Source organism: Streptomyces collinus, from assembly GCF_031348265.1.
Classification (GTDB): domain Bacteria; phylum Actinomycetota; class Actinomycetes; order Streptomycetales; family Streptomycetaceae; genus Streptomyces; species Streptomyces collinus.
In genome coordinates this window covers 7,610,233-7,634,094 of record NZ_CP133771.1, presented here as the reverse complement: position 1 = coordinate 7,634,094, position 23,862 = coordinate 7,610,233, and the positions used below count along the sequence as shown (strand labels likewise).

Sequence of the window (23,862 nt, the reverse complement as noted above, 5' to 3'; positions counted from 1 at the left end):
CGGGGCGGGTGTCTCATGTCGGCCGAATGGCGATCGTGTGACAGCAGGGGCCATGGACATGATCAGGGACACAGGGAGTCAATAGGCTCCGGACAGATCCCGGAAGAGACCCCGGACAGACCTCTGACAGACCTCGGCACCCTACGACTTGGAGCCTTGCGTGCACCGCAGAATCATCGCGCCGGGAGCCCTGGCAGCGACCGTTCTCCTGCTGGCGATCCCGGCATCGGCCGCGCCCCACTCCCCCGGCGCGCCGGGCATCGGCGACCCCTACTACCCGGACCACGGCAACGGCGGCTACGACGTCTCCCACTACGACCTCCGGCTGAAGTACCAGCCGGCCACGGACGAACTGGAGGGCACGGCGACCCTCGTGGCCCGCGCCACGCAGGACCTGTCGAGCTTCAACCTGGACTTCCTGCTGGACGTGAGCGAGGTGCGGGTCAACGGAGCGAAGGCCACGTTCCGGACCTCGGGCGAGCAGGAGCTGGAGATCACGCCGAAGACCCCCCTGGCCCAGGGTGCGCCCGTCACGGTCGTCGTGCGCTATCGCGGGGTGCCGTCGTCGAAGCAGGCCCACGGCTTCACCAGCTGGCACCGCACCCCGGACGGCGGTGTCGCGGCCAACGAGCCCGAGGCGGCCGCGTGGTGGTTCCCGGCCAACGACCACCCGCTGGACAAGGCGACCTACGACGTCTCCGTGCTGGTCCCGGACGGCACGCAGGCCATCTCCAACGGCACGCTCCAGTCGAAGAGTTCGAAACTCGGCTGGACCCGCTGGAACTGGCGGTCCGACAAGCCGCAGGCCACCTACCTCGCCACGCTCGCGGTCGGGAAGTTCGACATCACGACCGGCACGACCGAGGGCGGTATTCCGGTTCTCAACGCCTACAGCAAGGATCTCGGCGCCCATGCCGGGGCGGCGCGGGCGAGCCTCGAACGGACCGGGGAGATCGCGGACTGGCTCGCCGGGTACTTCGGGCCGTACCCGTACAACGCGCTCGGCGGGTACGTGCCCAACACGAACACCGGGTACGCCCTGGAGACCCAGACCCGGCCGTTCTACAGCCCCCGGCAGTTCGCCAACGGGTCCAACGTGTCGGTCGTCGTCCATGAACTGGCCCACCAGTGGTACGGCGACGAGGTGTCGCTGAAGCGCTGGAAGGACATCTGGATCAACGAGGGGTTCGCGCGCTACGCGCAGTGGCTGTGGTCCGAACACGAGGGCGAGGGCACGGCGCAGGAACTCGCCGACTACGTCTACGCCTCCCATCCGGCCGACGACCCGTTCTGGACGGTGAAGCCCGGGGACCCCGGCCCTGAGAACCAGTTCGACATCGCGGTCTACGACCGTGGCGCGCTGGCCGTCCAGGCACTGCGCAACCAGATCGGCGACGAGGCGTTCTTCACGATCCTCAAGGGCTGGCCGGCGAAGTACGCCCACGGCAACGCGTCGGTGTCGGACTTCCGGCGGTACGCGGAGGAGGTGTCGGGCAAACCGCTGGCCGCACTGTTCGACACGTGGCTGTTCCAGCCGTCGAAGCCGGGGGTGCCGGCGGCTCGGGCCGCGGCGGTGGCCCAGGGGGCGCCGGGAACGAAGGTCGTTTCCCAGCCCAGGTCGTGGAAGCGGATCGCTGCGACGAACGGGGTGCACGGGCACGGGGAGCACGGGGGCGGGTAGCACGGGGCCGGGCGCCGCTGAGGGGCTTTTGGCTTGGCCGAGGATTGGCATACGGGTGGATGGCTGTGGCCGGGGCGGCGTTCGGGGCCGGGCGCGGTGGGTCCGCTCGGGGTTGGGCATGGCGGATCCGCCTGGGCTGGGCAGGCCGGACCCCCCGCGGTTGGGCGGGGCGGATCCGCCGGGGTGGTGCAGGCCGGGCCCGCCGGGGTTGGGCAGGCCAGACCCCCCCAGGCCGGGCAGGCCGGACCCGCCGGGGCCAGGCGGGTGGGTCCGCTCAGGGCCGGGCAGGCCGGCGCTGGGGCGGCACAACCCGGCGGGGCGCGGCGACGCCCCGCCGCGCCGGGTTGTGCAACGCCCCCGCCGGCCGCCGGGCAACGCGCTTCCTCCCGCCCCGCGGTCTACGGTTGAGCTCACGCACCGGGCGCGTCCGCCCGGCGGCGCTGCCGGGCTGAACGAGGAGCCGGACGTGCGGAATGTGGCGATCGTCGAGGCACCGTCCGTGCTCGGGCTGCGCCCCACCGGTGTCGAGGAGCTGCCCGCGGCGCTCCTGGGGGCCGGGCTGGCCGAGGGGCTCGGGGCAGTGCGCACGGGCCGGGTCGATCCGCCGCCTTACGAGCCGCAGCGGGACCCGGAGACGGGGCTCCTCAACCCGGGCGGCATCGCCGCGTACTCCGGCGCGCTGGCCGACGCGGTGGGCGGTGTCCTTGACCGGGGCCGGTTCCCCGTCGTACTGGGCGGGGACTGCAGCGTGCTGCTGGGCATCCTGCTCGCGCTGCGCCGCCGCGACCGGCACGGTCTGCTCTTCCTGGACGGGCACAGCGACTTCTACCAGCCGTCGGCGGAGCCCGCCGGTGAGGTGGCCTCCATGGAACTCGCCCTGGCCACCGGGCGTGGGCCGCGTGTGCTGGCCGACCTGGAGGGCCGGGGCCCGCTCGTGCGGGACGAGGACGTCGTCGCCCTGGGGTTCCGGGACGCCGAGGAGTCCGCGTCGTACGGGATGCAGCCGCTGCCGTCCGCGCTGCACGCGATGGGGCTGGACACCGTGCGCGCCCTGGGAGCGGCCGAGGCGGCCCGGCGCGCGGTCGGACTGCTGACCGGCGGCGGCGCGGACGCCGGGTACTGGGTCCATCTCGACGCCGACGTGCTGGACGACGCGATCATGCCCGCCGTCGACTACCGGCAGCCGGACGGGCTGACCTGGCAGGAGCTGGAGACCGTCCTGCGCACGGCCCTGACCGGCGGCGGTGCCGTCGGCCTCACCGTCGCGATCTTCAACCCCCGCCTGGACCCCGACGGCACCATCGCGCAGCGCCTCGCCGCCTGCCTGGTACGGGCCTTCGACAGCCAGGGCTGAACCGGCCGGTTCATGCCGGTGTCTCCCGCCTCGTACGGGACGAAGCCCCTGCCCGAGCTCCGGACAGGGACCCGTCTGCTACTTCGTCAGCTGCGACAGCTCCTGGTCCGCCGTCCGGGACACCCGGCGGCGGATGCCGAACCAGCCCGCGACCAGCATGGCCGCGATCAGCGGGATCAGCAGGAGGGTCTTGCGGCCGACCTCGGGGTCGTTCCACATCATGCCGAGGCAGGCCAGCAGGAAGACGATCGTGGTGATCTCCGTGACCGGGCTGAAGGGGAGGCGGAAGGACGGGCGGGTGACCAGGCCCGCATCGGCGCGGCGGACGAAGACCAGGTGGCAGACCATGATGATCACCCAGGTGCTGATGATGCCGAGGGAGGCGACGTTCAGCACGATCTCGAAGGCCTGGGCCGGCACGAGGAAGTTCAGGCCGACGCCGAGCACGCACACCGCGCAGGTCAGCAGGATGCCGCCGTAGGGGACCTGGCTGCGGTTCATGCGCGCGGTGAACTTCGGGGCGGAGCCCGCCATGGCCATGGAGCGCAGGATACGGCCGGTGGAGTACAGGCCGGAGTTGAGGGAGGACATGGCGGCCGTGAGGACCACCAGATTCATCACGTCGCCCGCGGCCGGGACGCCGATCTTCGACAGCACCGTGACGAAGGGGCTCTGGTCGGCGGAGTAGACCGATCCCGGCAGCAGCAGGGCCAGCAGGACGACCGAGCCGACGTAGAAGAGACCGACCCGCCACATGATCGAGTTCACCGCGCGCGGGACGACCTTCTCCGGCTCGGCGGTCTCGCCCGCGGCGACGCCGACCAGCTCCAGTGCGGCGTACGCGAAGATCACGCCCTGCATGACGAGGACGACCGGCATCATGCCGTGCGGGAAGACGCCGCCGTTGTCGGTGATGACGCTCAGGCCCGGGGTCTGGCCGCCCACCTCGTGCTGCGTGGCGAGCAGGAAGATGCCGATGAGCATGAAGCCGACGAGCGTGGCGACCTTGATGATCGCGAACCAGAACTCCATCTCGCCGAAGATCTTCACCGAGATCAGGTTCACCGCCAGGACGACCGCGAGGGCGACCAGTGCGAGCACCCACTGCGGGATGTCGGTGAACAGGCTCCAGTAGTGCGTGTAGAGCGCGATCGCGGTGATGTCGGCGATGCCGGTGGTCGACCAGTTGAGGAAGTACATCCAGCCGGCGACGTACGCGCCCTTCTCACCGAGGAACTCGCGCGCGTACGACACGAAGGAACCCGAGGACGGGCGGTAGAGCACGAGCTCACCGAGGGCCCGGACCACGAAGAAGGCGAAGATGCCGCAGACCAGGTAGGCGATCGCCAGCGCCGGGCCGGCGTTGTGGAGGCGTCCGCCCGCGCCCAGGAAGAGCCCGGTGCCGATCGCGCCTCCGATGGCGATCATGTTGACGTGGCGGGCCTTGAGGTCCTTGCTGTAGCCGGCGTCGCCCGCATCCGCGGGCACCTGCGCCGCGTCTCTGGGGGATGCGGCTGCTGCCGTGTTCACGGCGTCCTTGCTCACGGTGGATCCACTCTCTGGTGCGCCCGAGCGGGTCGCGCTCGGCTTCCGGACGTACATAAGGTCTGCGCCCTCGGTAAAGGCACAGACCAAGGGGCCACCTTCCCCCACGCCGCGCGGCTCACGCGGTGGCATGCGTCACAGAGCGCTCCTTCTCACACACCGGTCACCTGGGTCGCCGGAGGTTTCACAGCACTGGTGAGACAGCGATACTGCTGCACATGACGACGACCGACACCGAGGAGCCGACTCTCACGATCGACGAGCTGGCCGCCCGGGCCGGTGTCACGGTGCGCACGGTCCGCTTCTACGGCACGAAGGGGCTGCTGCCCCCGCCGGTGCTCGGTCCGCGGCGCGTGGGCCACTACGGGCGCGAGCATCTGGCCCGGCTCGCGCTGATCGAGGAGTTGCGGCAGCAGGGCATGACGCTGGCCGGCATCGAACGCTACCTGCGGCAGCTGCCGCCGGACCTGAGCGCGCACGACCTCGCCATCCACCGGGCGGTGGTGGCCTCCTGGGCGCCGGAGAGCGTCGAGACGGTCACCCCGGCGGAGCTGGAGCGGCGGGCCGGCCGGCCGCTGGGCGAGGAAGACGTCGAGCGGCTCGTCGCGATGGGCGTGGTCCGGCCCGCGGACGGCGGGTACGAGGCCGACCTCGGTCTGCTGCGGCTGGGCGCCGGGCTGCTGGACGTGCCGCTCTCGCAGGAGGCGATCCTCGCGGCGCGCAAGGTGCTCGTGGAGCACGCGCGCGCCGCGGCCCGGGAGCTGTCCCAGCTCTTCCGCGGTGAGGTGGCGGAGCGTGACGCCCGGGACGTGCGGTCCCTGTCGGCGCACATGCACCCGCTGGTGGTGCAGGCGCTCCTCACCGCGTTTCAGCGGTCGCTGAAGGAAGAGCTGGGCGAATGGCTCACCGGGCCGTCGGGCTCCGGCGGGTCAGCCGCGGGCTGAGTCGCTGAACCGCTCCCCCTTCTCCGCCTTGTCCACCAGCAGCGCGGGCGGGGCGAAGCGCTCCCCGTACTGCTCGGCGAGTTCCCGCGCGCGGGCCACGAAGCCGGGCAGGCCGCCCTCGTAGCCGTTGATGTACTGGAGCACGCCGCCGGTCCAGCCGGGGAAGCCGATGCCGAAGATGGAGCCGATGTTGGCGTCGGCGACGGAGGTCAGCACGCCCTCCTCCAGCAGCCGGACGGTGTCCAGCGCCTCGGAGAACAGCATGCGCTCCTGCATGTCCCGGAACGGGATCTGATGGCCGGGCTTGGTGTAGTGCTCGCGCAGGCCGGGCCACAGGCCGGTGCGCTTGCCGTCGTCGCCGTAGTCGTAGAAGCCGGCGCCGCCGCTGCGGCCGGTGCGGCCGAACTCGTCGACCATGCGGTCGATGACGGCCTCGGCCGGGTGGGCCGTCCAGGTGCCGCCCGCCTCCTCGACCGCCCGCTTCGACTCGGCCCGGATCTTGCGGGGCAGGGTCAGCGTCAGTTCGTCCATCAGGGACAGCACCTTGGCCGGGTAGCCGGCCTGGGCCGCGGCCTGCTCGACCGAGGCGGGCTCGATGCCCTCGCCGACCATGGCGACGCCCTCGTTGATGAAGTGGCCGATGACGCGGGAGGTGAAGAAGCCGCGCGAGTCGTTGACGACGATGGGTGTCTTGTTGATCTGCCGCACCAGGTCGAAGGCGCGGGCCAGGGCCTCCTCGCCGGTGCGCTCGCCCTTGATGATCTCGACGAGCGGCATCTTGTCGACGGGCGAGAAGAAGTGCAGGCCGATGAAGTCGCCCTGGCGCTCCACGCCTTCGGCGAGGGCGGTGATGGGCAGGGTGGAGGTGTTGGAGCAGAGCAGCGCGTCGGGCTCCACGACGTGCTGGATCTCCTGGAACACCTTGTGCTTGAGGGAGGTGTCCTCGAAGACGGCCTCGATGACGGCGTCGCAGCCGGCCAGGTCCTGGACCTCGGCGGTGGCGGTGATGCGGGCGAGCAGCGCGTCGGCCTTCTCCTGGGACGTACGGCCCTTGGCGACGGCCTTGGCGCACAGCTTCTCGGAGTAGCCCTTGCCCTTGAGGGCCGCCTCCAGGGAGACGTCCTTCAGGACGACGTCGATGCCGGCGCGGGCGCAGGAGTAGGCGATGCCGGCGCCCATCATGCCGGCGCCGAGGACGGCGACCTTGCGGACCTGGCGCCGTTCGACGCCCTTGGGGCGGTTCGCGCCGGAGTTGACGGCCTGGAGGTCGAAGAAGAACGCCTGGATCATGTTCTTCGAGGTCTGCCCGGCCGCGAGGTCCACGAAGTAGCGGGCCTCGATGATCTGCGCGGTCTCGAAGTCGACCTGGGAGCCCTCGACGGCGGCGGCCAGGATGTTGCGCGGGGCCGGGTAGGGGGCGCCGTTGGTCTGCTTGCGCAGGGTGGCCGGGAAGGCGGGCAGGTTCGCGGCGAACTTGGGGTTGGCCGGTGTGCCGCCCGGGATCCGGTAGCCCGGCTTGTCCCAGGGCTGCTGGGACTCGGGGTTGGCGTCGATGAAGGCGCGGGCCTTGGCGAGCATGTCCTCGGGGCTGTCGGCCACCTCGTCGACGAGGCCGTTCTCCTGGGCGCGGCGGGGGTTGTACTGGGTGCCCTGGAGGAGCACCTTCAGCAGCGCGTCGGCGATGCCGAGCAGGCGGACCGTGCGGACGACGCCGCCACCGCCGGGAAGCAGGCCGAGGGTGACCTCGGGGCAGCCGATCTTGGAGCCGGGCGCGTCCAGGGCGACGCGGTGGTGGCAGGCCAGGGCGATCTCGTAACCGCCGCCGAGCGCGGCGCCGTTGAGCGCGGCGACGACCGGCTTGCCGAGGGTCTCGATGCGGCGCAGGTTCCGCTTGATCGCCATGCCGCCGTCGAACAGCTCCTGGGCCGTCTCGGGGGTGACGCGGATGAGGTCGCGCAGGTCGCCGCCGGCGAAGAAGGTCTTCTTCGCGGAGGTGATGATGACGCCCCGGACGGAGTCCTTCTCGGCTTCCAGGCGGTCGGTGACGGCGGCGAGGGAGTCGCGGAACGCCTGGTTCATGGTGTTCGCGGACTGGTTCGGGTCGTCGATGACGAGGGTGACGAGGCCGGTGCGGTCCTGTTCCCAGCGGATGGTCGTGGACTCAGTGCTCATGTGGAGATGCTCCGTGTGATCCGTCGGGAGGGGGTCAGATGCGCTCGACGATGGTGGCGACGCCCATGCCGCCGCCGACGCACAGCGTGGCGAGGCCGTAGCGCTTGTCCTGGCGCTCCAGTTCGTCGACGAGGGTGCCGAGGATCATCGCGCCGGTGGCGCCGAGGGGATGGCCGAGGGCGATCGCGCCGCCGTTGACGTTGACCTTGTCCAGGGACAGGCCCATGTCCTTCACGAAGCGCAGCACGACCGCCGCGAACGCCTCGTTGATCTCGACGAGGTCGATGTCGTCGATGGTCAGTCCGGCCTTGGCGAGGGCCTTGCGGGTGGCCGGGGCGGGGCCGGTGAGCATGATGGTCGGCTCGGAGCCGGAGACGGCGGCGGAGACGATCCGGGCGCGGGGGGTGAGGCCGTAGCGCTCGCCGACCTCCTTGGAGCCGATCGCGACGAGCGAGGCGCCGTCGACGATTCCGGAGGAGTTGCCCGCGTGGTGGACGTGGTCGATCTTCTCCACCCAGTGGTACTGCTGGAGCGCCACCGCGTCGAAGCCGCCCAGGTCGCCGATGTCCGCGAAGGACGGCTTGAGCTTGGCCAGGGAGTCGGCAGTGGTGCCGGGGCGGGGGAACTCGTCGTGGTCGAGGACGACGAGGCCGCTGCGGTCCTTCACCGGGACGACGGACCTGTCGAAGCGGCCGTCCTTCATGGCGGTGGCGGCCCGCTCCTGGGAGAGAGCGGCGTACTCGTCGACGTCGCGCCGGGAGAAGCCCTCGATGGTGGCGATGAGGTCGGCGCCGATGCCCTGGGGCACGAAGTTGACCTGGAGGTTGGTCATCGGGTCGTTGAACCAGGCGCCCCCGTCGGAGGCCATCGGCACCCGGGACATGGACTCGACGCCGCCCGCGAGGACGAGGTCCTCCCAGCCGGAACGGACCTTGGCGGCGGCCAGGTTGACGGCCTCCAGGCCCGAGGCACAGAAGCGGTTCTCCTGCACACCGGCGACCGTGTCGGGCAGGCCCGCGGCGATGGCGGCGATACGGGCGATGTCGGAACCCTGGTCGCCGACGGGGCCGACGACGCCGAGGACGATGTCGTCGACGGCGGCCGGGTCGAGGTCCGGGAACCGGGCACGGATCTCGTGGATGAGCCCGACGACCAGGTCGATGGGCTTGGTGCCGTGCAGGGCGCCGTTCGCCTTGCCGCGGCCGCGCGGGGTGCGGATCGCGTCGTACACATACGCTTCGGTGCTCACGAGGAGGCCTTTCACTGAGGGTTGCGGAGCGCGGGGAGCAGCCCGGGGACGTCCCAGTCCCGGGCGACGTCCGCGGTGTCGGCGCCCGGCCGGGCCGGGCCGGTGCGGACGGAGGTCGGGGTCGCGGAGAAGCGGGGGGCCGGGGCGGGCTGGGTGATGCCGCCGTGGTCGGTGAAGGTGCCGCGGGCGGCGAGGTGCGGGTGGTGCGGGGCCTCGCGCAGTGACAGCACGGGCGCCACGCAGGCGTCGGTGCCGTCGAAGACGGCCGTCCACTCGTCCCTGGTGCGGCTCTTGAAGCGGGCGGCGACTTCCTCGCGCAGTTCACCCCACCGGGTGACGTCCTTGCGCGCCGCGGCCCGGTCCCCGACGCCGAGGAGGGTGAGGAACTCCGCGTAGAACTGCGGTTCCAGGGCGCCGACGGCCATGTACCGGCCGTCGGCCGTCTCGTACGTGCCGTAGTAGGGGCAGCCGCCGTCCAGGAGGTTGGCGCCGCGGCGGTCCTGCCAGCCGCCGGCGGCGAGCATGCCGTGGATCATCGTCGAGAGATGGGCGGTGCCGTCGACGATGGCGGCGTCCACGACCTGGCCGGTGCCGCTCGCGCGGGCGTGGTGGAGGGCGGCGAGGACACCGACGACGAGGTAGAGGGAGCCGCCCGCGTAGTCGCCGAGCAGGTTGGCCGGGACCGCGGGCGGCTCGTCAGGACGGCCGATCATGCCGAGGGTGCCGGTGGGGGCGATGTACGCGATGTCGTGCCCGGCGCGCTGCGCGAGCGGGCCCTCCTGGCCCCAGCCGGTCATCCTGCCGTAGACGAGACGGGGGTTGCGGGCGTGGCAGGGCCCGGGGCCCACGCCGAGTCGCTCGGCGACGCCGGGGCGGTAGCCCTCGACGAGGATGTCGGCGCGGGCCGCGAGGCCGAGCACCTGCTCCGGGCCGTCGGGGGCCTTCAGGTCGACGACCACCGAGCGCTTGTTGCGGTTGGTGACGTCGTGAGCCGGGTCGATCGCCAGCCCGGGGCCGCCCGGCCGGTCCACGCGCACGACGTCGGCCCCGAGATCGGCCAGGAGCATGGCGGCGAACGGGCCGGGTCCGATGCCGGCCAGCTCGACGACGCGCACGCCGGAGAGCGGGCCGTGTCCTGGCGTCCTTGCCGTGGTCATCCAGCCCCCAGTGCTGTGACACATCTGATGTAACACCAGTGATGCTAAGAACGTGTTCCACTCGGCACAAGCCCTGAACGAGCAAGCGCTTAGCAATCTGCCGGACGAGGTCAGTGCCCGTCCAGCACGACGATCAGCCGCTTCGGGGCGATCACCCGGTAGCTCTCCTCCACCCAGTCACAGAGCACCTCGGCGGCCGGGGCGCCCTGCTGCTCCAGAGGGACGTACACCCACCCCGCCTTGCCCAGGCCGTATCCGGCGGGCTCGGCGCCGGGGCAGGCCAGCGCGTGGGCATGCGCCGTCTCGTCCTTGAGCTTCACCGTCACCCCCAGGGGGTAACCGCCGTCCTGGACGCCGAGGAAGACGAACACCTTCTTGTTGACCTTCGCGACGGACTCGCCCCAGGGGAACTCCTCGACGGCATCCGGCAGCCCCAGTGCGAACGCGCGCACTTTCTCCCACTTCTTCAGGGCATTCCTGGGCACGGCCATCGTGGTCCTCCGGGCTCGTCGTCGGGCTCCGCACTCCTCACGCTAGCCTCGGCCACCGACAGCGGCACGGGCTGCACGACCGAGGGGTGTCATGAGCAGGCAAAGCAGGACGGACCGTCCGTACGACATCGTGCTCTTCGGAGCGACCAGTTTCGCCGGGGTACTCACCGCGGAGTATCTGGCCGCCCACGCGCCCGAGGGGCTGCGCTGGGCCATCGCGGGCCGCAACGCCGGGAAGCTGGAGCGGCTGCGGGAGCGGCTGCCCGCCGACGCCGAAGTGGGAGTGCTGAAGGCGGACGTCTCCGATCCGGCCTCGCTGCGCGACCTCGCGGAGCACGCGCGCGTGGTGGCCACGACCGTCGGCCCGTACGTGACCTACGGCGAGGAACTCGTCGCCGCCTGCGCGGACGCCGGAACCGACTACCTGGACCTGTGCGGCGAGCCGGAGTTCGTGGACCTGATGTACGTCCGGCACGACGCCCGCGCCCGGGAGACCGGGGCGCGGCTGGTGCACGCCGCCGGGTTCGACTCGATCCCGCACGACCTGGGCGTGTACTTCACCGTGCAGCAGCTGCCGGAGGACGTGCCGCTGAGCGTCGAGGGCTTCGTGACCGCCGACGCGGCGTTCTCGGGCGGGACCTTCGCCTCCGCGCTGGGCCAGTTCGCGCGGCAGCGGGAGATGGCGGCCGCGGCCCGGGACCGGCGGCGGCACGAACCGCGGCTGGTGGGCCGGCGGACGTCGGCCCCGCTGGGCGGTCCCCGGTTCGCCAGGGAGGTCGGCGCGTGGGCGCTGCCGATGCCGACCATCGACCCGCAGATCGTGCGGCGCTCGGCGTCGGCCCTCGACCGGTACGGGCCCGACTTCCGCTACCGGCAGTACGCGGCCGTCCGGCACCTGCCGGTCGCCGTGGGCGGGGTCGCGGCGGTCGGCGCGCTGGTCGCGGCGGCCCAGGTGCCGCCCGCGCGGCGCTGGTTGTCGGACCGGCTGAAGCCCGGGGACGGGCCGAGCCCCGAGAAGCGGGCGAAGAGCTGGTTCTCCGTGCGGTTCGTGGGCGAAGGCGGCGGCAAGCGGGTGTACACGGAGGTCTCGGGCGGCGACCCGGGCTATGACGAGACGGCCAAGATGTTCGCCGAGTCCGCGCTGTGCCTGGCCTTCGACGACCTGCCGAAGACAGCGGGCCAGGTCACCACGGCGGCGGCGATGGGCAACGCGCTGATCGACCGGCTGCGCGCGGCGGGCATCCGGTTCCGCGTCGCCTCGGCCCGCTGAAGCTTCTACAGCGGCCACTCGGCGATGGTGTAGATCATCCCGGCGATCCAGCCGAGCCCGGCCAGCACGGCGAGGATCAGCCCTATGGTGACGGCCCGCTCGACGGTCTGGGTCGGGCCGGCAACTGGCTTGGGGGCACGGTGCGTCGTCATGCGCCCCAGCCTGCCGACGGGGGTGGTGGGCGGGCATCCGTACGGGTACTCAGAGCCGGTACTCAGATCGCGCCGCCCCGCCCCGCCCGGCCGGCTCCCCGACTTGAGGCTTTGCGCACTCCGGCCTCGGCACAAGCGCCAGAAGTGCCGACAACGACTTCAATGAAACCATTGAAGGCATGAAGTTCCTTCTCGAAGTCACCATGGACGACGCGGCGTTGGTGAAGGATCCGGCCGGCGAGCTGGGCCGGATCCTGAGGTACTGGGGCGGCAATGTCCGGCACTACGCGCTCAGCCCCGGGGACGGGGCGGCCATCTACGACTCGGAGTACCGGGAGGTGGGCCGCTGGCACGTGGCCGATCAGACGGAGTAGGCCTCCCGCAGCGCCTTCCGACACAACGCGTCCGCCCTGCGCGTGGTCTCCGGGAGGCGGTAGGCGGGGGTCAGCGCCAGGGTGTGGGCGCAGGCGTTCGGCAGGGTCACGCGGTGGCCGACGGAGACGAAGACCGGTTTGACACCGTCCCTGGTGCGCAGGGCCCTGCCGACCTCCTCGGAGCCGGCGAGCAGCGCGGAGGAGCTGCCGCGCGGGGTGTCCGGGTCGTCGTAGGTGAAGGTGAAGGGGTTCTTGGCGACGCCGATCGTGGGCAGGCCGGTGAGGACGCCGAGGTGGCTGGCGAGGCCGAAGCGGCGCGGGTGGGCGAGGCCGTAGCCGTCGCAGACGACCAGGCCGGGCGGGCACGGCAGGGCGGCGAGGACGGCGAGGACGGTGGGGATCTCGCGGAACGCGAGCAGTCCGGGCACGTACGGGAAGGAGACCCGGCCCACGGCCGTGGCCTCGGCGACGACTTCGAGGCTCGACGCGTCCAGCACGACCGCCGCCGCGGCGACGACGTCCCGTTCGTCGTCGTACGCGACGTCGACCCCGGTCACCCGGCCCGAGCCGGGCGGCGGCCCCGGTTCGCCGAGGATCACGCCTGCGCGCAGTTCGTCCTGGACGGCGCGCGCCTGCTCCTCGGTCGTGGGCCAGTCTTCGGGGATGCGTACGGTCGTCATGGTGGCCCGAGCTTACGGGCTCCCCGGCTGCGGGGCGGATGCCCGGGGGTTCCACCTGCTGGTCCTCGAAGTGGGGTAAGTGAGCGTAACCATGTACGAGTGAGTGTCGTTGTCAGAGCGTGAATCTGACGGAATGGGCGAAGACACAAGGCGTGCATCCGCAGACCGCGTATCGCTGGTTCCGTGAGGGGACGTTGCCGGTACCGGCTCAGCGGGTCGGGCCACGCACAATCCTGGTGAACATCGACGCGAACACCACACCCGAGGCCATCGGCGGTCTGGGCCTGTATGCCCGCGTGTCCTCGCCCGATCACAAGACCGATCTGGAACGCCAGGTCGCCCGGCTGTCGGCGTGGGCAGCGAAGGCAGGTCACCGAGTCGCCCGTGTCGAGGCGGAGATCGCTTCCGGGATGCACGGCCGCCGCTCCAAAGCCCGGCGTCTGCTGGCCGACCCGAACGTGACCTGTGTGGTGGTGGAGCACAAGGACCGGCTCGGCCGGATGAACGTCGAGCTCGTCGAGGCCGCCCTGTCCGCGACGGGCCGTCGGCTGCTGGTGCTGGAGGACGGCGAGATCGCAGACGACCTGGTGCGGGACATGGTGGAGGTACTGACCTCGTTCTGCGCCCGACACTACGGGCGCAGGTCGGCGAAGAACCGCGCCCTCAAGGCACTGCAAGCCTGCGAACATGGCTGACCTCCCCCCGATCGCCGCGCCGTTCGTCGTTCTCGGCCCGTCCGGTGTGGTGGTACGCACCAGGCTGAGGGACCTCACGCCCGAGGATGAGAAGGTGCTGCGTTCGGTGGGGGCGCACCTGGGCTCGCTCGCTTCGAAGGACCTCAAAGCGCGTTGCATGGACGGCCTGGAGCACTCCACCGAGTCTTGGGCGGCCCGTAAGAGGGACCTGACGGCCCAGTCGTCGTCCAGGTGGGCCGGGTCGATCACGAAGGCCACGCATGACCAGTGGGCGCTCGCCCGGCGGGGCCAGGCCGCACACGTGCAGTCCCTCCAAGCCGGTATCACGACGATCCGGCACCGGCTGTCGCTGCCGATCGGACACAAGGGCACCAAGCGGGCTCCGGGCGGCTACCGCTCGGCGCACGAGTGGTTCCATAAGACGCGACGGCTGCGTGTGCTTGAGGATCGACTCAAGCAGGTTCGGGCCGACCGGGAAGCGGGCCGGGTGCATGTCGTGCGTGGCGGCAAGCGTCTGCTCGGCCCCCGCCACAACCTCGGTAAGGGGCAGCTCACCGAGGCCGAGTGGCGTGAGCGGTGGGAAGCGGGGCGCTGGTTCCTGAAGGCGGACGGCGAGTCGGGTAAAAGGTTCGGCAACGAGACGATCCGCATAACGCCCGAGGGCGAACTGTCGATCAAGCTCCCGGGCCCGCTCGCCGACCTGGCCAACGCCAGGCACGGCCGGTACGTACTGGCTGCGAAGGTGCGCTTCCCTCACCAGGGGCACGAGTGGGCCGACCGTGTGGAGGCCAACCGGGCCGTGGCCTACCGCATCCACTACGACACAGGGCGCGGGCACTGGTATGCGGACGCCTCCTGGCAGATCCCGCCCACCCAGACCATCCCACTCAAAGCCGCCCTCGCCGATGGCGTGATCGGCGTGGACACCAATGCCGAACACCTCGCCGCCTGGCGCCTGGACACTCACGGCAACCCGATCGGCCACCCGCGCCGGTTCTTCTACGACCTGTCCGGCACAGCCCAGCACCGCGACGCCCAGGTACGGCACGCCCTCACACGGCTGCTGAACTGGGCCAAGACCTGCGGCGCCAAGGCCATCGCGGTGGAAGACCTCGACTTTCAGGCCGAGAAAACCAGAGAGAAGCACGGGCGCAAGCGCCGATTCCGGCAACTCATCTCCGGTATGCCGACCGGCAAGCTCCGTGCCCGGCTGACCTCCATGGCCGACGCCACAGGTATCGCGATCATCGCCGTGGACCCGGCCTACACCAGCAAGTGGGGCGCCCAGCACTGGCAAAAGCCGATGACCGGCCCCACCCGTAAGACCACCCGGCACGATGCTGCAAGCATCGCGATCGGACGACGCGCTCAAGGGCACCCGATCCGGCGACGGACGACACCGCCCCGTGCACACCAGAGCGATGTGCACGGGCATCGGACCGTCCAGGCCGACCGGCGTTCCCCTGAGCGTGAGGGACCCCGCCCCCGCATCCCCGGACCACGGACACGATCCGTGCCGCCGGACGCGGCGAGTACGCGGGCGACCAGGACATCCACAACCGTTCGGGATGTCCGCAGTGACCAGGCACGGGTCCAAGACCCACTCCTGCTCACTGAATAGGAACGGTAGGCTCCCGGTCATGTTCGTGCTGGAGCTGGCGTACACCGCCCCGCTGGAAGCCGTCGACGCCGTGCTGGAGCAGCATGTGGCCTGGCTCGACGAGCAGTACCGGCAGGGGGTGTTCCTCGCGTCCGGGCGCAAGAACCCCCGCGACGGCGGGGTGATCCTCGCCGTCGCGGGGGATCGCGCGCGGATCGAGGAGATCACCGCACAGGACCCGTTCGTCACCGCGGGCGTGTGCGCCTACCGCGTCACCGAGTTCACGGCGACGAAGACGGCTCCCGCCCTGGAGGCCTACCGGGAGAGCCTCTGAGGCATCCGCCTCACTTGCCCAGGGCGCGCTGCAGCTGGCTCTTGTTCATGCTGGAACGGCCCTCGACGCCCTTGCGCTTGGCCTCCTGGTACAGCTGGTCGTAGGTGGGGCCCTGGGAGCCCTGCCCCGACCGCTGGCCGCCGCGCTTGCCGGAGGACATGTCCTTCGTGGAGGTGCGGCTGGCCGTCTTCGACTCCCCTGCGCGGGCGCGTTCCTTGTTCACCGTCCGCGCGGCGATCTCCTTGGCGCGGCCGGTGCTCTCGCCCCGGTCCTTCGCGCTTTCCTTGATGTGTTCGTACTGGCGCTCCCGCTTGGAGCTCGAACCGCGTGGCATTCTCGCTCACTTCCTTTCACGATCAGTGAACGAGTACCCACCCTGCCAACGATCAGGGCACCCCGCATGCTCAGTGCTCCAGGCGGGCAACCCGGCCCTTCTCACCGGCGGCCCAGCACCCGTGGTCCGGGGTGCAGTCGACGGTGTCGTAGGAACCGGTGCCGACGGTCCGCCAGGTGCGGCCGGCGTCCGTGGTGAGGTCGGTGCCGGTGGGGCCGACGGCGAGGGCGGCGGTGCGGCTGTGCGGGAGCCAGGCGACGCCGGAGCGGTAGGCGGGCGGAGGCGTGGCCGCCGGGCGCCAGGTGCGGCCGCCGTCGAAGGTGCGCGCGGCGGCGCGCGGCGAGGGCTGGTCGGGCCGGTAGTCGCCGCCGACGGCGAGGCCCCGGGTGCGGTCGCGGAAGGCGAGCGCGAAGACGCCGCGGGCCGGGTCGCCCGCCGGGAGGGGCGTGTCGGTGGCCGTCCAGGTGCGTCCCCGGTCGGCGGAGTGCAGCACGCGCGCGCGTGCTGCCCCGCCGGTGGCGAGCCAGACGTCCTTCGGCCCGGACGTCACCAGGCACTGGCCGCTCGCCGCGAAACCCGCCTCGCCCTCCTGCGCGGCCGGCATGCCCTCGTCCGGCAGCACCTTCCAGGTACGGCCTCCGTCGCCGGTCGACAGGATGCGGAACCTGCCGTCCACCGGGTCGCTCATCGCGAGGCCGTGGCGGTGGTCGAAGAAGGCGAGGCAGTCGTAGAAGGCCTGGGGGTCGGTGTTGCGGAAGGACTCCGTCCAGGTGGCTCCGCCGTCGTTTGTTCGGTAGATCCGGGACGCCTCGCCCTCGCCGATGGCCAGGACCACGGCGCGGCGCGCGTCGAACGCCTCGACGTCCCGGAACTGCAACTCCCCCGCGCCGGGCGGGGAGACGTTGCGCCAGGTCGCCCCGGCGTCGGTGGTGCGCAGGACGGTGCCGCCGGTCCCGGCGACCCAGGCTGTGGTCCGGCTGACTGCGGCGAGGCCCCGGAACCGTGCCTGTGGGGTGCCGGTGTCCTTGAGTTCCCAGTGCGGCACCCGGCGCTCCGGTTCGTGCGCCTGTGCCGGTACGGCGGTCAGGGCTGCCAGTGCCGCCGCGCAGGCCGCCATCGCGGTCGCCCTGCCCCGTGTCCGTCCCGTCCGTCGCGTGCTCCCCATGCGCCTCATGGCGGGGGAAGCTAGCCCAGCTCCCGGGTGCCGTCCAGATGGCCTCACCGGCCTTCCGGGTGGTGCGGGAGGTGCCACAAGTGCCCTTCGGGGCACACGAGGAGAGTCACGTCACTCTGGTGCATGAAGGCGGTGACAGAGGTCACTCGCATTTCGTGTGCACGGATTGGCTGATTCCGTCGTCTCTTCCAATGCCCGGCCTCATCCGCCCGGAAGTGTCCGTCCAGCCGTCACAAGGGAGCAAGGCGTTGTCCATCGTCATCGAGCAGCCCGTGGAGGCCCGCCTCGTCGCCGCCGCGCCGCGTATGCCGAGCATTCCCGCGACGCTGCACTACGACCGGCGTGATCCTTTCGCCGTCCGTATGACCTTCCCCGCCCCGGCCACTCTGGAGGGCGTCGAGGTCTGCTGGACCTTCTCCCGCGAGCTGCTCGCCGCGGGCCAGAAGAGCGCCGAGGGGCACGGCGACGTGCGCGTGCGGCCCTACGGCTACGACCGCACCGTGCTGGAGTTCCACGCCCCCGAGGGCACCGCCGTGGTCCACGTCCGCTCCAGCGAGATCCGCCGGTTCCTGGAGGCCACGAGCGAGCTCGTGCCCGTCGGTCTCGAGCACCTCCAGCTGGACCTGGACCACGGTCTCGCCGAGCTGATGCGGGACGCTTGCTGAACTAACGAGCCTGTTCGAGAAGGGCGTTGACCTCACCGTAGGCGAGCGCGTCGGTCAGCGACCCGTAGGTCCCCCGGTCCAGCAGCTCCCTGGCGGCCCGGCGGACCAGGGCGTGGGCGGCCTGGGCGATTCCCGAGCCGACGCTGATGCGGGCGACGCCCAGGGCGGCCAGTTCGGCGACCGGGGGTGCGCCGGGGCCGGCCATGACGTTCAGCGGTCCGTCGACACCGTTCACGAGTTCCTTCACGGTTCCCGGGTCGACGGCCCCGGGGACGAAGATCCCGTCGGCGCCCGCGGCGCGGAAGGCGGCGGCCCGCGCCAGGGTGAGGTCCACTCCCCCGGCCCCGCTCAGGAAGGTGTCGATCCGGGCGTTGACGAACAGCGGCACTCCCGCGGCGTCGGCCGCCTCACGCGCGGCGGCGATCCGCTCCGCCTGCTCGGCGACGTCCCGCAGCGGGCCGCCGGTTCCGGTTCCGTACAGCGCGTCCTCGATGTTCACGCCCACCGCTCCGGCGGCGATGACCGCCCGGACCGTGCCGGCGACGCCCTCGGCGTCCTCGGCGTAGCCGCTCTCGATGTCCGCGGTCACGGGGACGGTCACGGCGCGCGCCATCCTGGCGACGGCGGCGACCGCCGCATCACGGTCCACCCGCTCGCCGTCCGGCGCGCCCAGCGCCCAGACGAGCCCGGCGCTGGTCGTCGCCACGGCGGCGGCACCCGCGTCCTCGACGATGCGCGCGCTCACGGCGTCCCAGGCGTTGGGCAGGACCAGCGGGGTCCCGGGGAGGTGGAGGTCATGGAAGGCGGAGGCGCGGTCGCTCTGGTTCGTCATGCGGGCAACTGAACCAGCGGGACGGGGTGCCGGTCTGGCAGGAATCCGACAGGGTGGTCGGCCAGAGCAGGCCGGGCCTCCGCCCCGGCCCGGCGGGCGTCAGGGCGAAGTCGCCGCACCCCGACCCCGGCGGGCGTCAGGACGAAGTCGCCACCGCGGCCCCGGCCGTCACCGCCGAGGTCAGCTCGCGCACGATCCCGCGCAGCCCGGGCGTTGCCGCTCCGGCCCGTTCGGCCAGTTCCCCGACGCGCCGGCCGGGAGTGCTCTCGCCGAAGAGGCCCGCCGCGGCGGCGAGGACGGCGAGCGCGGCGTCCCGCTCGGAGATCTCCGCGACCGGCAGCGGCCCGCGCAGGACCTGCCGGGTCTCCTCCCGCAGCACCTCCACGGCGGCCGGGCGCTCCAGCGCGTACTCGACGGACGGGAACACGCCGAGGACCCGTCTCTTCTCGGCCCGCAGATACCCCTCCGCCACCAGCTGCTCCCGTACGGCGTCGAGGGTCACCCGCGCCCGCAGCGTCACCCAGGTCCGCCAGGGGTGCGGGCACGACTCGCGGACGAGTTCGAGCAGTCCGTCGAGGACCGCGTCACCCGTGCTCGTGTCCAGGTCGGCCGGTGTGACGATGCCGTCGTCGTCGGTGAGCAGGCCGCGACGGGCCAGCTCGACGAGGGCGCCGGCCCGCACCGGCCCGGGCCGGTGGGCGGCGCTTCCGGCAGCCGGCCGCGCGGCGTCCCAGGCCAGCAGGCAGAGCCGGGCCGGCAGCGTGAGCGGGCCGTTGGGCACGGGGCCTCCTCGGGGCGGCAGATCGGGTTTCACGTTAATTCGTTGACAGGCTCAGAGGCCCCTCGTACGGTGTAAAGCGTCCCTGTTGCCGCCGATTGGAGAAGGACGTTGCTCGTCTGAGGTCCTGAGACACCGCGTCACACCCGACTGGTGTGCGCTGCGTGCGACCTCGGCGTTCGAGCCGTCCTCCGGTACAGGGCATTTCTCATGCCCGTGGTGTGCCATGGAGCCTCCCCCCTGGTCGCAGGTGTCTCGACACGCGTTTGCCCCCGACCGCTTCGAGCAACCGCGAGTGAGGCCGCATGTCTACCTCCATCACCGTCACATCCCTCTCGTTCACCTGGCCCGACGGCAGCCCCGTCTTCGAGGGCCTGGACGTCGCGTTCGGCCCCGGCCGGACCGGCCTGGTCGGCATCAACGGGTCCGGGAAATCAACCCTGTTGAGGCTCATCGCCGGTGAACTCGCACCGGCCGACGGCACCGTCCGCGTGGCCGGCGAGGTCGGCTACCTCCCGCAGAACGTCACGCTCGACACCACCCTGCGCGTGGACGAGGCCCTCGGCATCGCCGAACAGCGCGCCGCCCTGCACGCCATCGAGGCCGGCGACGTCTCCGAGGCGCACTTCGAGACCGTCGGCGACGACTGGGACGTCGAGGAACGCGCCCTCGCCACCCTCGGCGAACTCGGGCTCGGACACGTCGAGCTGGACCGCACCATCGGCGAGGTGTCGGGCGGCGAGTCGGTGCTGCTGCGCCTGGCCGCCCTGCTGCTGCGCCGCCCCGACGTGCTGCTGCTGGACGAGCCGACCAACAACCTCGACCTGTACGCCCGCAGACGGCTGTACGCGGCCGTCCAGTCCTGGCCGGGCGTGATGGTCGTCGTCAGCCACGACCGTGAACTACTGGACCTCGTCGACCAGATCGCCGATCTGCGCTCCGGCCGGGTCACCTGGTACGGCGGCAACTACTCCGACTACGAGGAGGCCCTGGAGATCGAGCAGGAGGCGGCCGAGCGCATGGTGCGCGTCGCCGAGGCCGACTTCCGCAAACAGAAACGCGAACTGACCGACGCCCAGGTCAAGCTGGCCCGCCGCAAGCGGTACGGGCAGAAGATGTGGGACAGCAAGCGCGAGCCGAAGATCGTCATGGGGGCACGCAAGCGCGCGGCGCAGGAGTCCGCGGGCAAGCACCGCATCATGCACGAGGAGAAGCTCGCCGAGGCCAAGGAGCGGCTGGACGACGCGGTGGAGGCGGTCCGGGACGACGACGAGATCCGCGTCGACCTGCCGTACACGGCCGTGCCGCCGGGGCGTACCGTCCTCACGCTGCAGGATCTCGGGCTCCGCTACGGAGCCCGGGTGAAGGGCGGCCTGGAACTGCGCGGTCCCGAGCGGGTCGCGCTCATCGGGCGCAACGGCGCGGGCAAGACCACACTGCTGCGCACGATCGCCGGGGAGCTCGCCCCGGAGTCGGGCGAGGTGCGGGCGCACGTCCCGCTGCGGTTCCTGCCGCAGCGGCTCGACGTCCTCGACGGCGAGCGGACCGTCGCCGAGAACGTGGCCCGGTTCGCGCCGGGCGCCACCAACAACCGGGTCCGGGCACGGCTGGCGCGCTTCCTGTTCCGGGGCGCCCGCGCCGACCAGAAGGCGGCGACGCTGTCCGGCGGCGAACGCTTCCGGGCGGCGCTGGCCGCGCTGATGCTGGCGGAGCCCGCGCCGCAGCTGCTCATGCTCGACGAGCCGACCAACAACCTCGACATGGCGAGCGTCCGGCAGCTCACCACGGCCCTGGAGTCGTACGAGGGGGCGCTGATCGTGGCCAGTCACGACCTGCCGTTCCTGGAGTCGATCGGCATCACACGATGGCTGTTGCTGGAGGAGGGAGAACTCAAGGAAATCACGCCAGAGGCTGTCTGGTTTTCCGCCTAGCGTCGGTGGCATGACCGACTTCGCGCACGATGCCATCACCCTGACCGGAGCACGCGAGAACAACCTCAAGGACGTCACCCTGCGCATCCCGAAAGGCCGGCTGACCGTGTTCACCGGCGTTTCGGGGTCGGGGAAGTCGTCCGTCGTCTTCGACACGATCGCGGTGGAGTCGCAGCGCCAGCTGAACGAGACGTACCCCTGGTTCGTCCGCAACCGGCTGCCCAAGTTCGAGCGGCCCCACGCGGACGGTCTGGAGGACCTCACCCCGGCGATCGTCGTCGACCAGCGGCAGGTCGGCGGCCACTCCCGGTCGACCGTCGGCACCATGACCGACGTCTACTCGGTGATCCGGGTGCTGTTCTCCCGGTACGGCACCCCGAGCGCCGGAGGGGCGACGGCGTACTCCTTCAACGACCCGTCGGGCATGTGCCCCGGGTGCGACGGTCTCGGCCGGGCGGTACGGCCCGACTGGGACCGCATCCTGGACCCGGACCGTTCCCTCGCCGACGGGGCGGTCCGCTTCCCGCCCTTCGCCGCCGGGACCTGGCAGGGGCAGGCGTACACGAACAGCGCCGACCTCGACCCGCACAAGCCGGTGGGCCGGTTCACGGCCGCCGAGCGGGAGTTCCTGATGCGCGGGCGGCCCGGCAGCCAGGTCACCGTCAACGGCGCGGGCGGCACCTGGACCACGGACTACGAGGGGCTGGCCGTCCGCTTCGAGCGGCTGTACCTGAAGCGGGACCTGTCGGCCATGAGCCAGAAGACCCGGGACCTGGTGAGCGCGTTCCTGGTGGAGGGCACCTGCCCGGACTGCCGCGGAGCGCGTCTGAACGCGGCGGCCCTGGCGACCCGGATCAACGGCCGGTCGATCGCCGACTGCACCCGTATGCAGGTCACCGACCTGATCGCCGTGCTGAAGGAGATCGACGACGCGGTGGCCGGGCCGATCGCCTCCGCCGCCGTGGCCGCGCTGGAGCGCATCGAGGCGATCGGCCTGGGCTACCTCAGCCTCGACCGGGAGACGGCCACGCTCAGCGGCGGGGAGGGACAGCGGCTGAAGACGGTGCGGCACCTCGGCTCCAGCCTGACCGGCGTGACGTACATCTTCGACGAGCCGAGCGTCGGCCTGCACCCGCGTGACGTGGGCCGTCTCGGCGACCTGCTGCTGCGGCTGCGCGACAAGGGGAACACGGTGCTGGTCGTCGAGCACGACCCGGACGTGATTGCGCTGGCCGACCACGTCGTCGACATGGGCCCGGGCGCCGGCGCCGGGGGCGGCACGGTGGTGTTCGAGGGGACGCCGGAGGAACTGGCCGTGTCCGGCACGCTCACCGGGCGGTGCCTGCGCACCCGTACGGCGGTCAAGGACGAGGTGCGGGAGCCCACGGGCGAGCTGTGGGTCAAGGGCGCGGACCGGCACAACCTGCGGGACGTGACCGTACGGTTCCCGGCCGGTGTGCTCACGGCCGTGACCGGCGTCGCGGGGTCGGGAAAGAGCACCCTGGCCGGAGAGTTCACCGCGGCACACGAGGAGGCCGTGGTCGTCGACCAGTCGTCGATCGGCATCTCGGGCCGCTCCACCCCGGCGACCTACCTGGGGATCATGGACACGGTCCGGAAGATCTTCGCCCGTGAGACGGGGGCCGTGGCGGGCCTGTTCAGCTTCAACTCCGGCGGGGCCTGCGGCACCTGCGAGGGGCGGGGCGTCGTATTCGCCGATCTCGCCTTCATGGACCCGGTGACGACGACCTGTCACGACTGCGAGGGGCGGCGCTTCAAGGAGGAGGTGCTGCGGCTGACCGTGCGGGGGCATTCCGTCGCGGACGTCCTGGCGATGACGGCCGAGCAGGCACTCGGGTTCTTCGACGACACGGGCGTACGGCGCCGGCTGCGCGCCCTGCGGGACGTCGGACTGACCTACCTCACCCTCGGCCAGCCCCTCTCCACGCTCTCCGGCGGCGAGCGGCAGCGCATCAAGCTGGCCACGCGACTGCACCGGACGGGCGCGGTCTACGTGCTCGACGAGCCGACGACCGGCCTGCACATGGCGGATGTGGAGGGCCTCGTCGCCCTGCTGGACCGGCTGGTCGACGCGGGCAACACGGTCGTCGTCGTCGAGCACAACCTCGACGTGATCGCCCGGGCCGACTGGGTGATCGACCTCGGCCCGGACGGCGGCCGGGACGGCGGCGAGATCGTCTTCGAGGGCACGCCCCGGCAGCTTCTGGAGGCGCAGGGCTCCTTCACCGGGGAGCATCTGCGGCGGGCGGTGCGGCACCGCCCGTGAAGCCGGGGGCGCCGGAGCAGGCCGGGCCGGTGGGCCGAGTTCGACGGTGCGGGAGCGGGGTACCCGGCGGGCGGTTGATCAGCGCCCAGCCTCTCCGCCCCGCCCCGGGGCTGTCCTCTCCCCCGTTCGCCCTGCATGATGGCGGCCGACGCCCGATGGGTTC

At 71.8% G+C, this 23,862-nt stretch carries 22 protein-coding genes; 11 read left to right on the top strand and 11 right to left on the bottom strand.

Going from position 1 to position 23,862, the window contains the following annotated elements; translation table 11 throughout:
• Nucleotides 1-160: 160 nt before the first annotated feature.
• A complete protein-coding gene (locus RFN52_RS34425) occupies nt 161-1,681 on the top strand; it encodes a M1 family metallopeptidase (protein WP_184852249.1) in 1,521 nt (506 codons plus the stop codon).
• Between the two features lie 466 nt (nt 1,682-2,147).
• On the top strand, nt 2,148-3,035 hold the full coding sequence (locus tag RFN52_RS34420) for an arginase family protein (protein ID WP_184852247.1): 888 nt from the start codon (nt 2,148-2,150) through the stop codon (nt 3,033-3,035).
• 78 nt (nt 3,036-3,113) lie between these two features.
• Here RFN52_RS34420 and RFN52_RS34415 read toward each other — a convergent pair whose 3' ends face one another.
• Entirely contained in the window at nt 3,114-4,580 is a 1,467-nt protein-coding gene (locus RFN52_RS34415; protein ID WP_184852245.1) for an amino acid permease, read from the bottom strand.
• A gap of 218 nt (nt 4,581-4,798) precedes the next feature.
• On the opposite strand from RFN52_RS34415, the gene RFN52_RS34410 reads away from it, so the two are divergent.
• A complete protein-coding gene (locus RFN52_RS34410) occupies nt 4,799-5,524 on the top strand; it encodes a MerR family transcriptional regulator (protein ID WP_184852243.1) in 726 nt (241 codons plus the stop codon).
• Here the strand turns inward: RFN52_RS34410 and RFN52_RS34405 are convergent.
• The 4 genes from RFN52_RS34405 to RFN52_RS34390 all read right to left on the bottom strand — a co-directional run bounded on the left by RFN52_RS34405 (nt 5,510) and on the right by RFN52_RS34390 (nt 10,593).
• Nucleotides 5,510-7,696, bottom strand: a complete 2,187-nt coding sequence (locus RFN52_RS34405) for a 3-hydroxyacyl-CoA dehydrogenase NAD-binding domain-containing protein (RefSeq protein WP_184852240.1) — start codon at nt 7,694-7,696, stop codon at nt 5,510-5,512. The two genes, RFN52_RS34410 and RFN52_RS34405, sit on opposite strands and share 15 nt — an antisense overlap.
• 34 nt (nt 7,697-7,730) lie before the next feature.
• On the bottom strand, nt 7,731-8,945 hold the full coding sequence (locus RFN52_RS34400) for an acetyl-CoA C-acetyltransferase (RefSeq protein ID WP_184852238.1): 1,215 nt from the start codon (nt 8,943-8,945) through the stop codon (nt 7,731-7,733).
• A gap of 11 nt (nt 8,946-8,956) precedes the next feature.
• On the bottom strand, nt 8,957-10,102 hold the full coding sequence (locus tag RFN52_RS34395) for a CaiB/BaiF CoA transferase family protein (protein ID WP_184852236.1): 1,146 nt from the start codon (nt 10,100-10,102) through the stop codon (nt 8,957-8,959).
• 110 nt (nt 10,103-10,212) lie between these two features.
• Entirely contained in the window at nt 10,213-10,593 is a 381-nt protein-coding gene (locus tag RFN52_RS34390; protein ID WP_062930317.1) for an MmcQ/YjbR family DNA-binding protein, read from the bottom strand.
• A 91-nt stretch (nt 10,594-10,684) separates the two neighbouring features.
• Here RFN52_RS34390 and RFN52_RS34385 point away from each other — a divergent pair, with 91 nt between their 5' ends.
• Entirely contained in the window at nt 10,685-11,863 is a 1,179-nt protein-coding gene (locus RFN52_RS34385) for a saccharopine dehydrogenase family protein (RefSeq protein WP_184852234.1), read from the top strand.
• 5 nt (nt 11,864-11,868) lie between these two features.
• Here the strand turns inward: RFN52_RS34385 and mmpA are convergent, their stop codons facing one another.
• Entirely contained in the window at nt 11,869-12,015 is a 147-nt protein-coding gene (mmpA, locus tag RFN52_RS34380) for a morphogenic membrane protein MmpA (protein WP_010042861.1), read from the bottom strand.
• Between the two features lie 179 nt (nt 12,016-12,194).
• Between mmpA and RFN52_RS34375 the strand changes: the two genes are divergently transcribed.
• Nucleotides 12,195-12,389: a hypothetical protein gene (locus RFN52_RS34375; protein WP_184852232.1), complete on the top strand. Its 195-nt coding sequence runs from the start codon at nt 12,195-12,197 to the stop codon at nt 12,387-12,389.
• Here RFN52_RS34375 and RFN52_RS34370 read toward each other — a convergent pair.
• The gene (locus RFN52_RS34370; protein ID WP_184852230.1) at nt 12,377-13,069 is read right to left on the bottom strand and encodes an endonuclease V; all 693 of its coding nucleotides are present in this window, start codon (nt 13,067-13,069) and stop codon (nt 12,377-12,379) included. The genes RFN52_RS34375 and RFN52_RS34370 overlap by 13 nt on opposite strands.
• A gap of 119 nt (nt 13,070-13,188) precedes the next feature.
• Between RFN52_RS34370 and RFN52_RS34365 the strand changes: the two genes are divergently transcribed.
• Genes RFN52_RS34365 through RFN52_RS34355 form a run of 3 tightly spaced genes read left to right on the top strand, consistent with a single transcriptional unit; the run spans nt 13,189 to nt 15,698 of the window.
• The gene (locus RFN52_RS34365; protein WP_184852228.1) at nt 13,189-13,764 is read left to right on the top strand and encodes an IS607 family transposase; all 576 of its coding nucleotides are present in this window, start codon (nt 13,189-13,191) and stop codon (nt 13,762-13,764) included.
• Nucleotides 13,757-15,385 carry a transposase gene (locus RFN52_RS34360; RefSeq protein ID WP_184852226.1) on the top strand — a complete coding sequence of 543 codons (1,629 nt, stop codon included), beginning with the start codon at nt 13,757-13,759 and terminating at the stop codon, nt 15,383-15,385. Before RFN52_RS34365 ends, RFN52_RS34360 begins: the two co-directional genes overlap by 8 nt.
• A 19-nt stretch (nt 15,386-15,404) precedes the next feature.
• Nucleotides 15,405-15,698 carry a YciI family protein gene (locus RFN52_RS34355; protein ID WP_184852225.1) on the top strand — a complete coding sequence of 98 codons (294 nt, stop codon included), beginning with the start codon at nt 15,405-15,407 and terminating at the stop codon, nt 15,696-15,698.
• 10 nt (nt 15,699-15,708) lie between these two features.
• Here the strand turns inward: RFN52_RS34355 and RFN52_RS34350 are convergent, their stop codons facing one another.
• Together RFN52_RS34350 and RFN52_RS34345 are read right to left on the bottom strand one after the other, a co-directional pair.
• Nucleotides 15,709-16,032 (bottom strand): plasmid stabilization protein, encoded by a 324-nt coding sequence (locus tag RFN52_RS34350; protein ID WP_184852223.1) that lies wholly within the window; start codon nt 16,030-16,032, stop codon nt 15,709-15,711.
• Between the two features lie 70 nt (nt 16,033-16,102).
• Nucleotides 16,103-17,197 (bottom strand): WD40/YVTN/BNR-like repeat-containing protein, encoded by a 1,095-nt coding sequence (locus RFN52_RS34345; RefSeq protein ID WP_311241126.1) that lies wholly within the window; start codon nt 17,195-17,197, stop codon nt 16,103-16,105.
• 257 nt (nt 17,198-17,454) lie between these two features.
• On the opposite strand from RFN52_RS34345, the gene ssgD reads away from it, so the two are divergent.
• Complete coding sequence (ssgD, locus tag RFN52_RS34340; RefSeq protein WP_053674905.1) at nt 17,455-17,871, top strand: spore wall synthesis regulator SsgD; 417 nt, start codon at nt 17,455-17,457, stop codon at nt 17,869-17,871.
• Nucleotide 17,872: 1 nt separating this feature from the next.
• Here ssgD and RFN52_RS34335 read toward each other — a convergent pair whose 3' ends face one another.
• Nucleotides 17,873-18,703: an isocitrate lyase/PEP mutase family protein gene (locus RFN52_RS34335; RefSeq protein WP_184852221.1), complete on the bottom strand. Its 831-nt coding sequence runs from the start codon at nt 18,701-18,703 to the stop codon at nt 17,873-17,875.
• 136 nt (nt 18,704-18,839) lie between these two features.
• Nucleotides 18,840-19,484 carry a GOLPH3/VPS74 family protein gene (locus RFN52_RS34330; protein ID WP_184852219.1) on the bottom strand — a complete coding sequence of 215 codons (645 nt, stop codon included), beginning with the start codon at nt 19,482-19,484 and terminating at the stop codon, nt 18,840-18,842.
• Between the two features lie 302 nt (nt 19,485-19,786).
• On the opposite strand from RFN52_RS34330, the gene RFN52_RS34325 reads away from it, so the two are divergent.
• Together RFN52_RS34325 and RFN52_RS34320 are read left to right on the top strand one after the other, a co-directional pair.
• The gene (locus RFN52_RS34325) at nt 19,787-21,412 is read left to right on the top strand and encodes an ABC-F family ATP-binding cassette domain-containing protein (RefSeq protein ID WP_184852217.1); all 1,626 of its coding nucleotides are present in this window, start codon (nt 19,787-19,789) and stop codon (nt 21,410-21,412) included.
• Nucleotides 21,413-21,422: 10 nt separating this feature from the next.
• Nucleotides 21,423-23,699 carry an ATP-binding cassette domain-containing protein gene (locus RFN52_RS34320; protein WP_184852215.1) on the top strand — a complete coding sequence of 759 codons (2,277 nt, stop codon included), beginning with the start codon at nt 21,423-21,425 and terminating at the stop codon, nt 23,697-23,699.
• The last annotated feature ends 163 nt before the right edge of the window (nt 23,700-23,862 follow it).

Bases quoted from the DNA above. Each gene is read 5' to 3' on its own strand.
- RFN52_RS34410 (WP_184852243.1), top strand. From the start codon at position 4,799: ATGACGACGACCGACACCGAGGAGCCGACTCTCACGATCGACGAGCTG.
- RFN52_RS34405 (WP_184852240.1), bottom strand. From the start codon at position 7,696: ATGAGCACTGAGTCCACGACCATCCGCTGGGAACAGGACCGCACCGGC.
- RFN52_RS34395 (WP_184852236.1), bottom strand. From the start codon at position 10,102: ATGACCACGGCAAGGACGCCAGGACACGGCCCGCTCTCCGGCGTGCGC.
- RFN52_RS34390 (WP_062930317.1), bottom strand. From the start codon at position 10,593: ATGGCCGTGCCCAGGAATGCCCTGAAGAAGTGGGAGAAAGTGCGCGCG.
- RFN52_RS34385 (WP_184852234.1), top strand. From the start codon at position 10,685: ATGAGCAGGCAAAGCAGGACGGACCGTCCGTACGACATCGTGCTCTTC.
- mmpA (WP_010042861.1), bottom strand. From the start codon at position 12,015: ATGACGACGCACCGTGCCCCCAAGCCAGTTGCCGGCCCGACCCAGACC.
- RFN52_RS34375 (WP_184852232.1), top strand. From the start codon at position 12,195: ATGAAGTTCCTTCTCGAAGTCACCATGGACGACGCGGCGTTGGTGAAG.
- RFN52_RS34370 (WP_184852230.1), bottom strand. From the start codon at position 13,069: ATGACGACCGTACGCATCCCCGAAGACTGGCCCACGACCGAGGAGCAG.
- RFN52_RS34360 (WP_184852226.1), top strand. From the start codon at position 13,757: ATGGCTGACCTCCCCCCGATCGCCGCGCCGTTCGTCGTTCTCGGCCCG.
- RFN52_RS34355 (WP_184852225.1), top strand. From the start codon at position 15,405: ATGTTCGTGCTGGAGCTGGCGTACACCGCCCCGCTGGAAGCCGTCGAC.
- RFN52_RS34350 (WP_184852223.1), bottom strand. From the start codon at position 16,032: ATGCCACGCGGTTCGAGCTCCAAGCGGGAGCGCCAGTACGAACACATC.
- RFN52_RS34345 (WP_311241126.1), bottom strand. From the start codon at position 17,197: ATGGGGAGCACGCGACGGACGGGACGGACACGGGGCAGGGCGACCGCG.
- RFN52_RS34335 (WP_184852221.1), bottom strand. From the start codon at position 18,703: ATGACGAACCAGAGCGACCGCGCCTCCGCCTTCCATGACCTCCACCTC.
- RFN52_RS34325 (WP_184852217.1), top strand. From the start codon at position 19,787: ATGTCTACCTCCATCACCGTCACATCCCTCTCGTTCACCTGGCCCGAC.
- RFN52_RS34320 (WP_184852215.1), top strand. From the start codon at position 21,423: ATGACCGACTTCGCGCACGATGCCATCACCCTGACCGGAGCACGCGAG.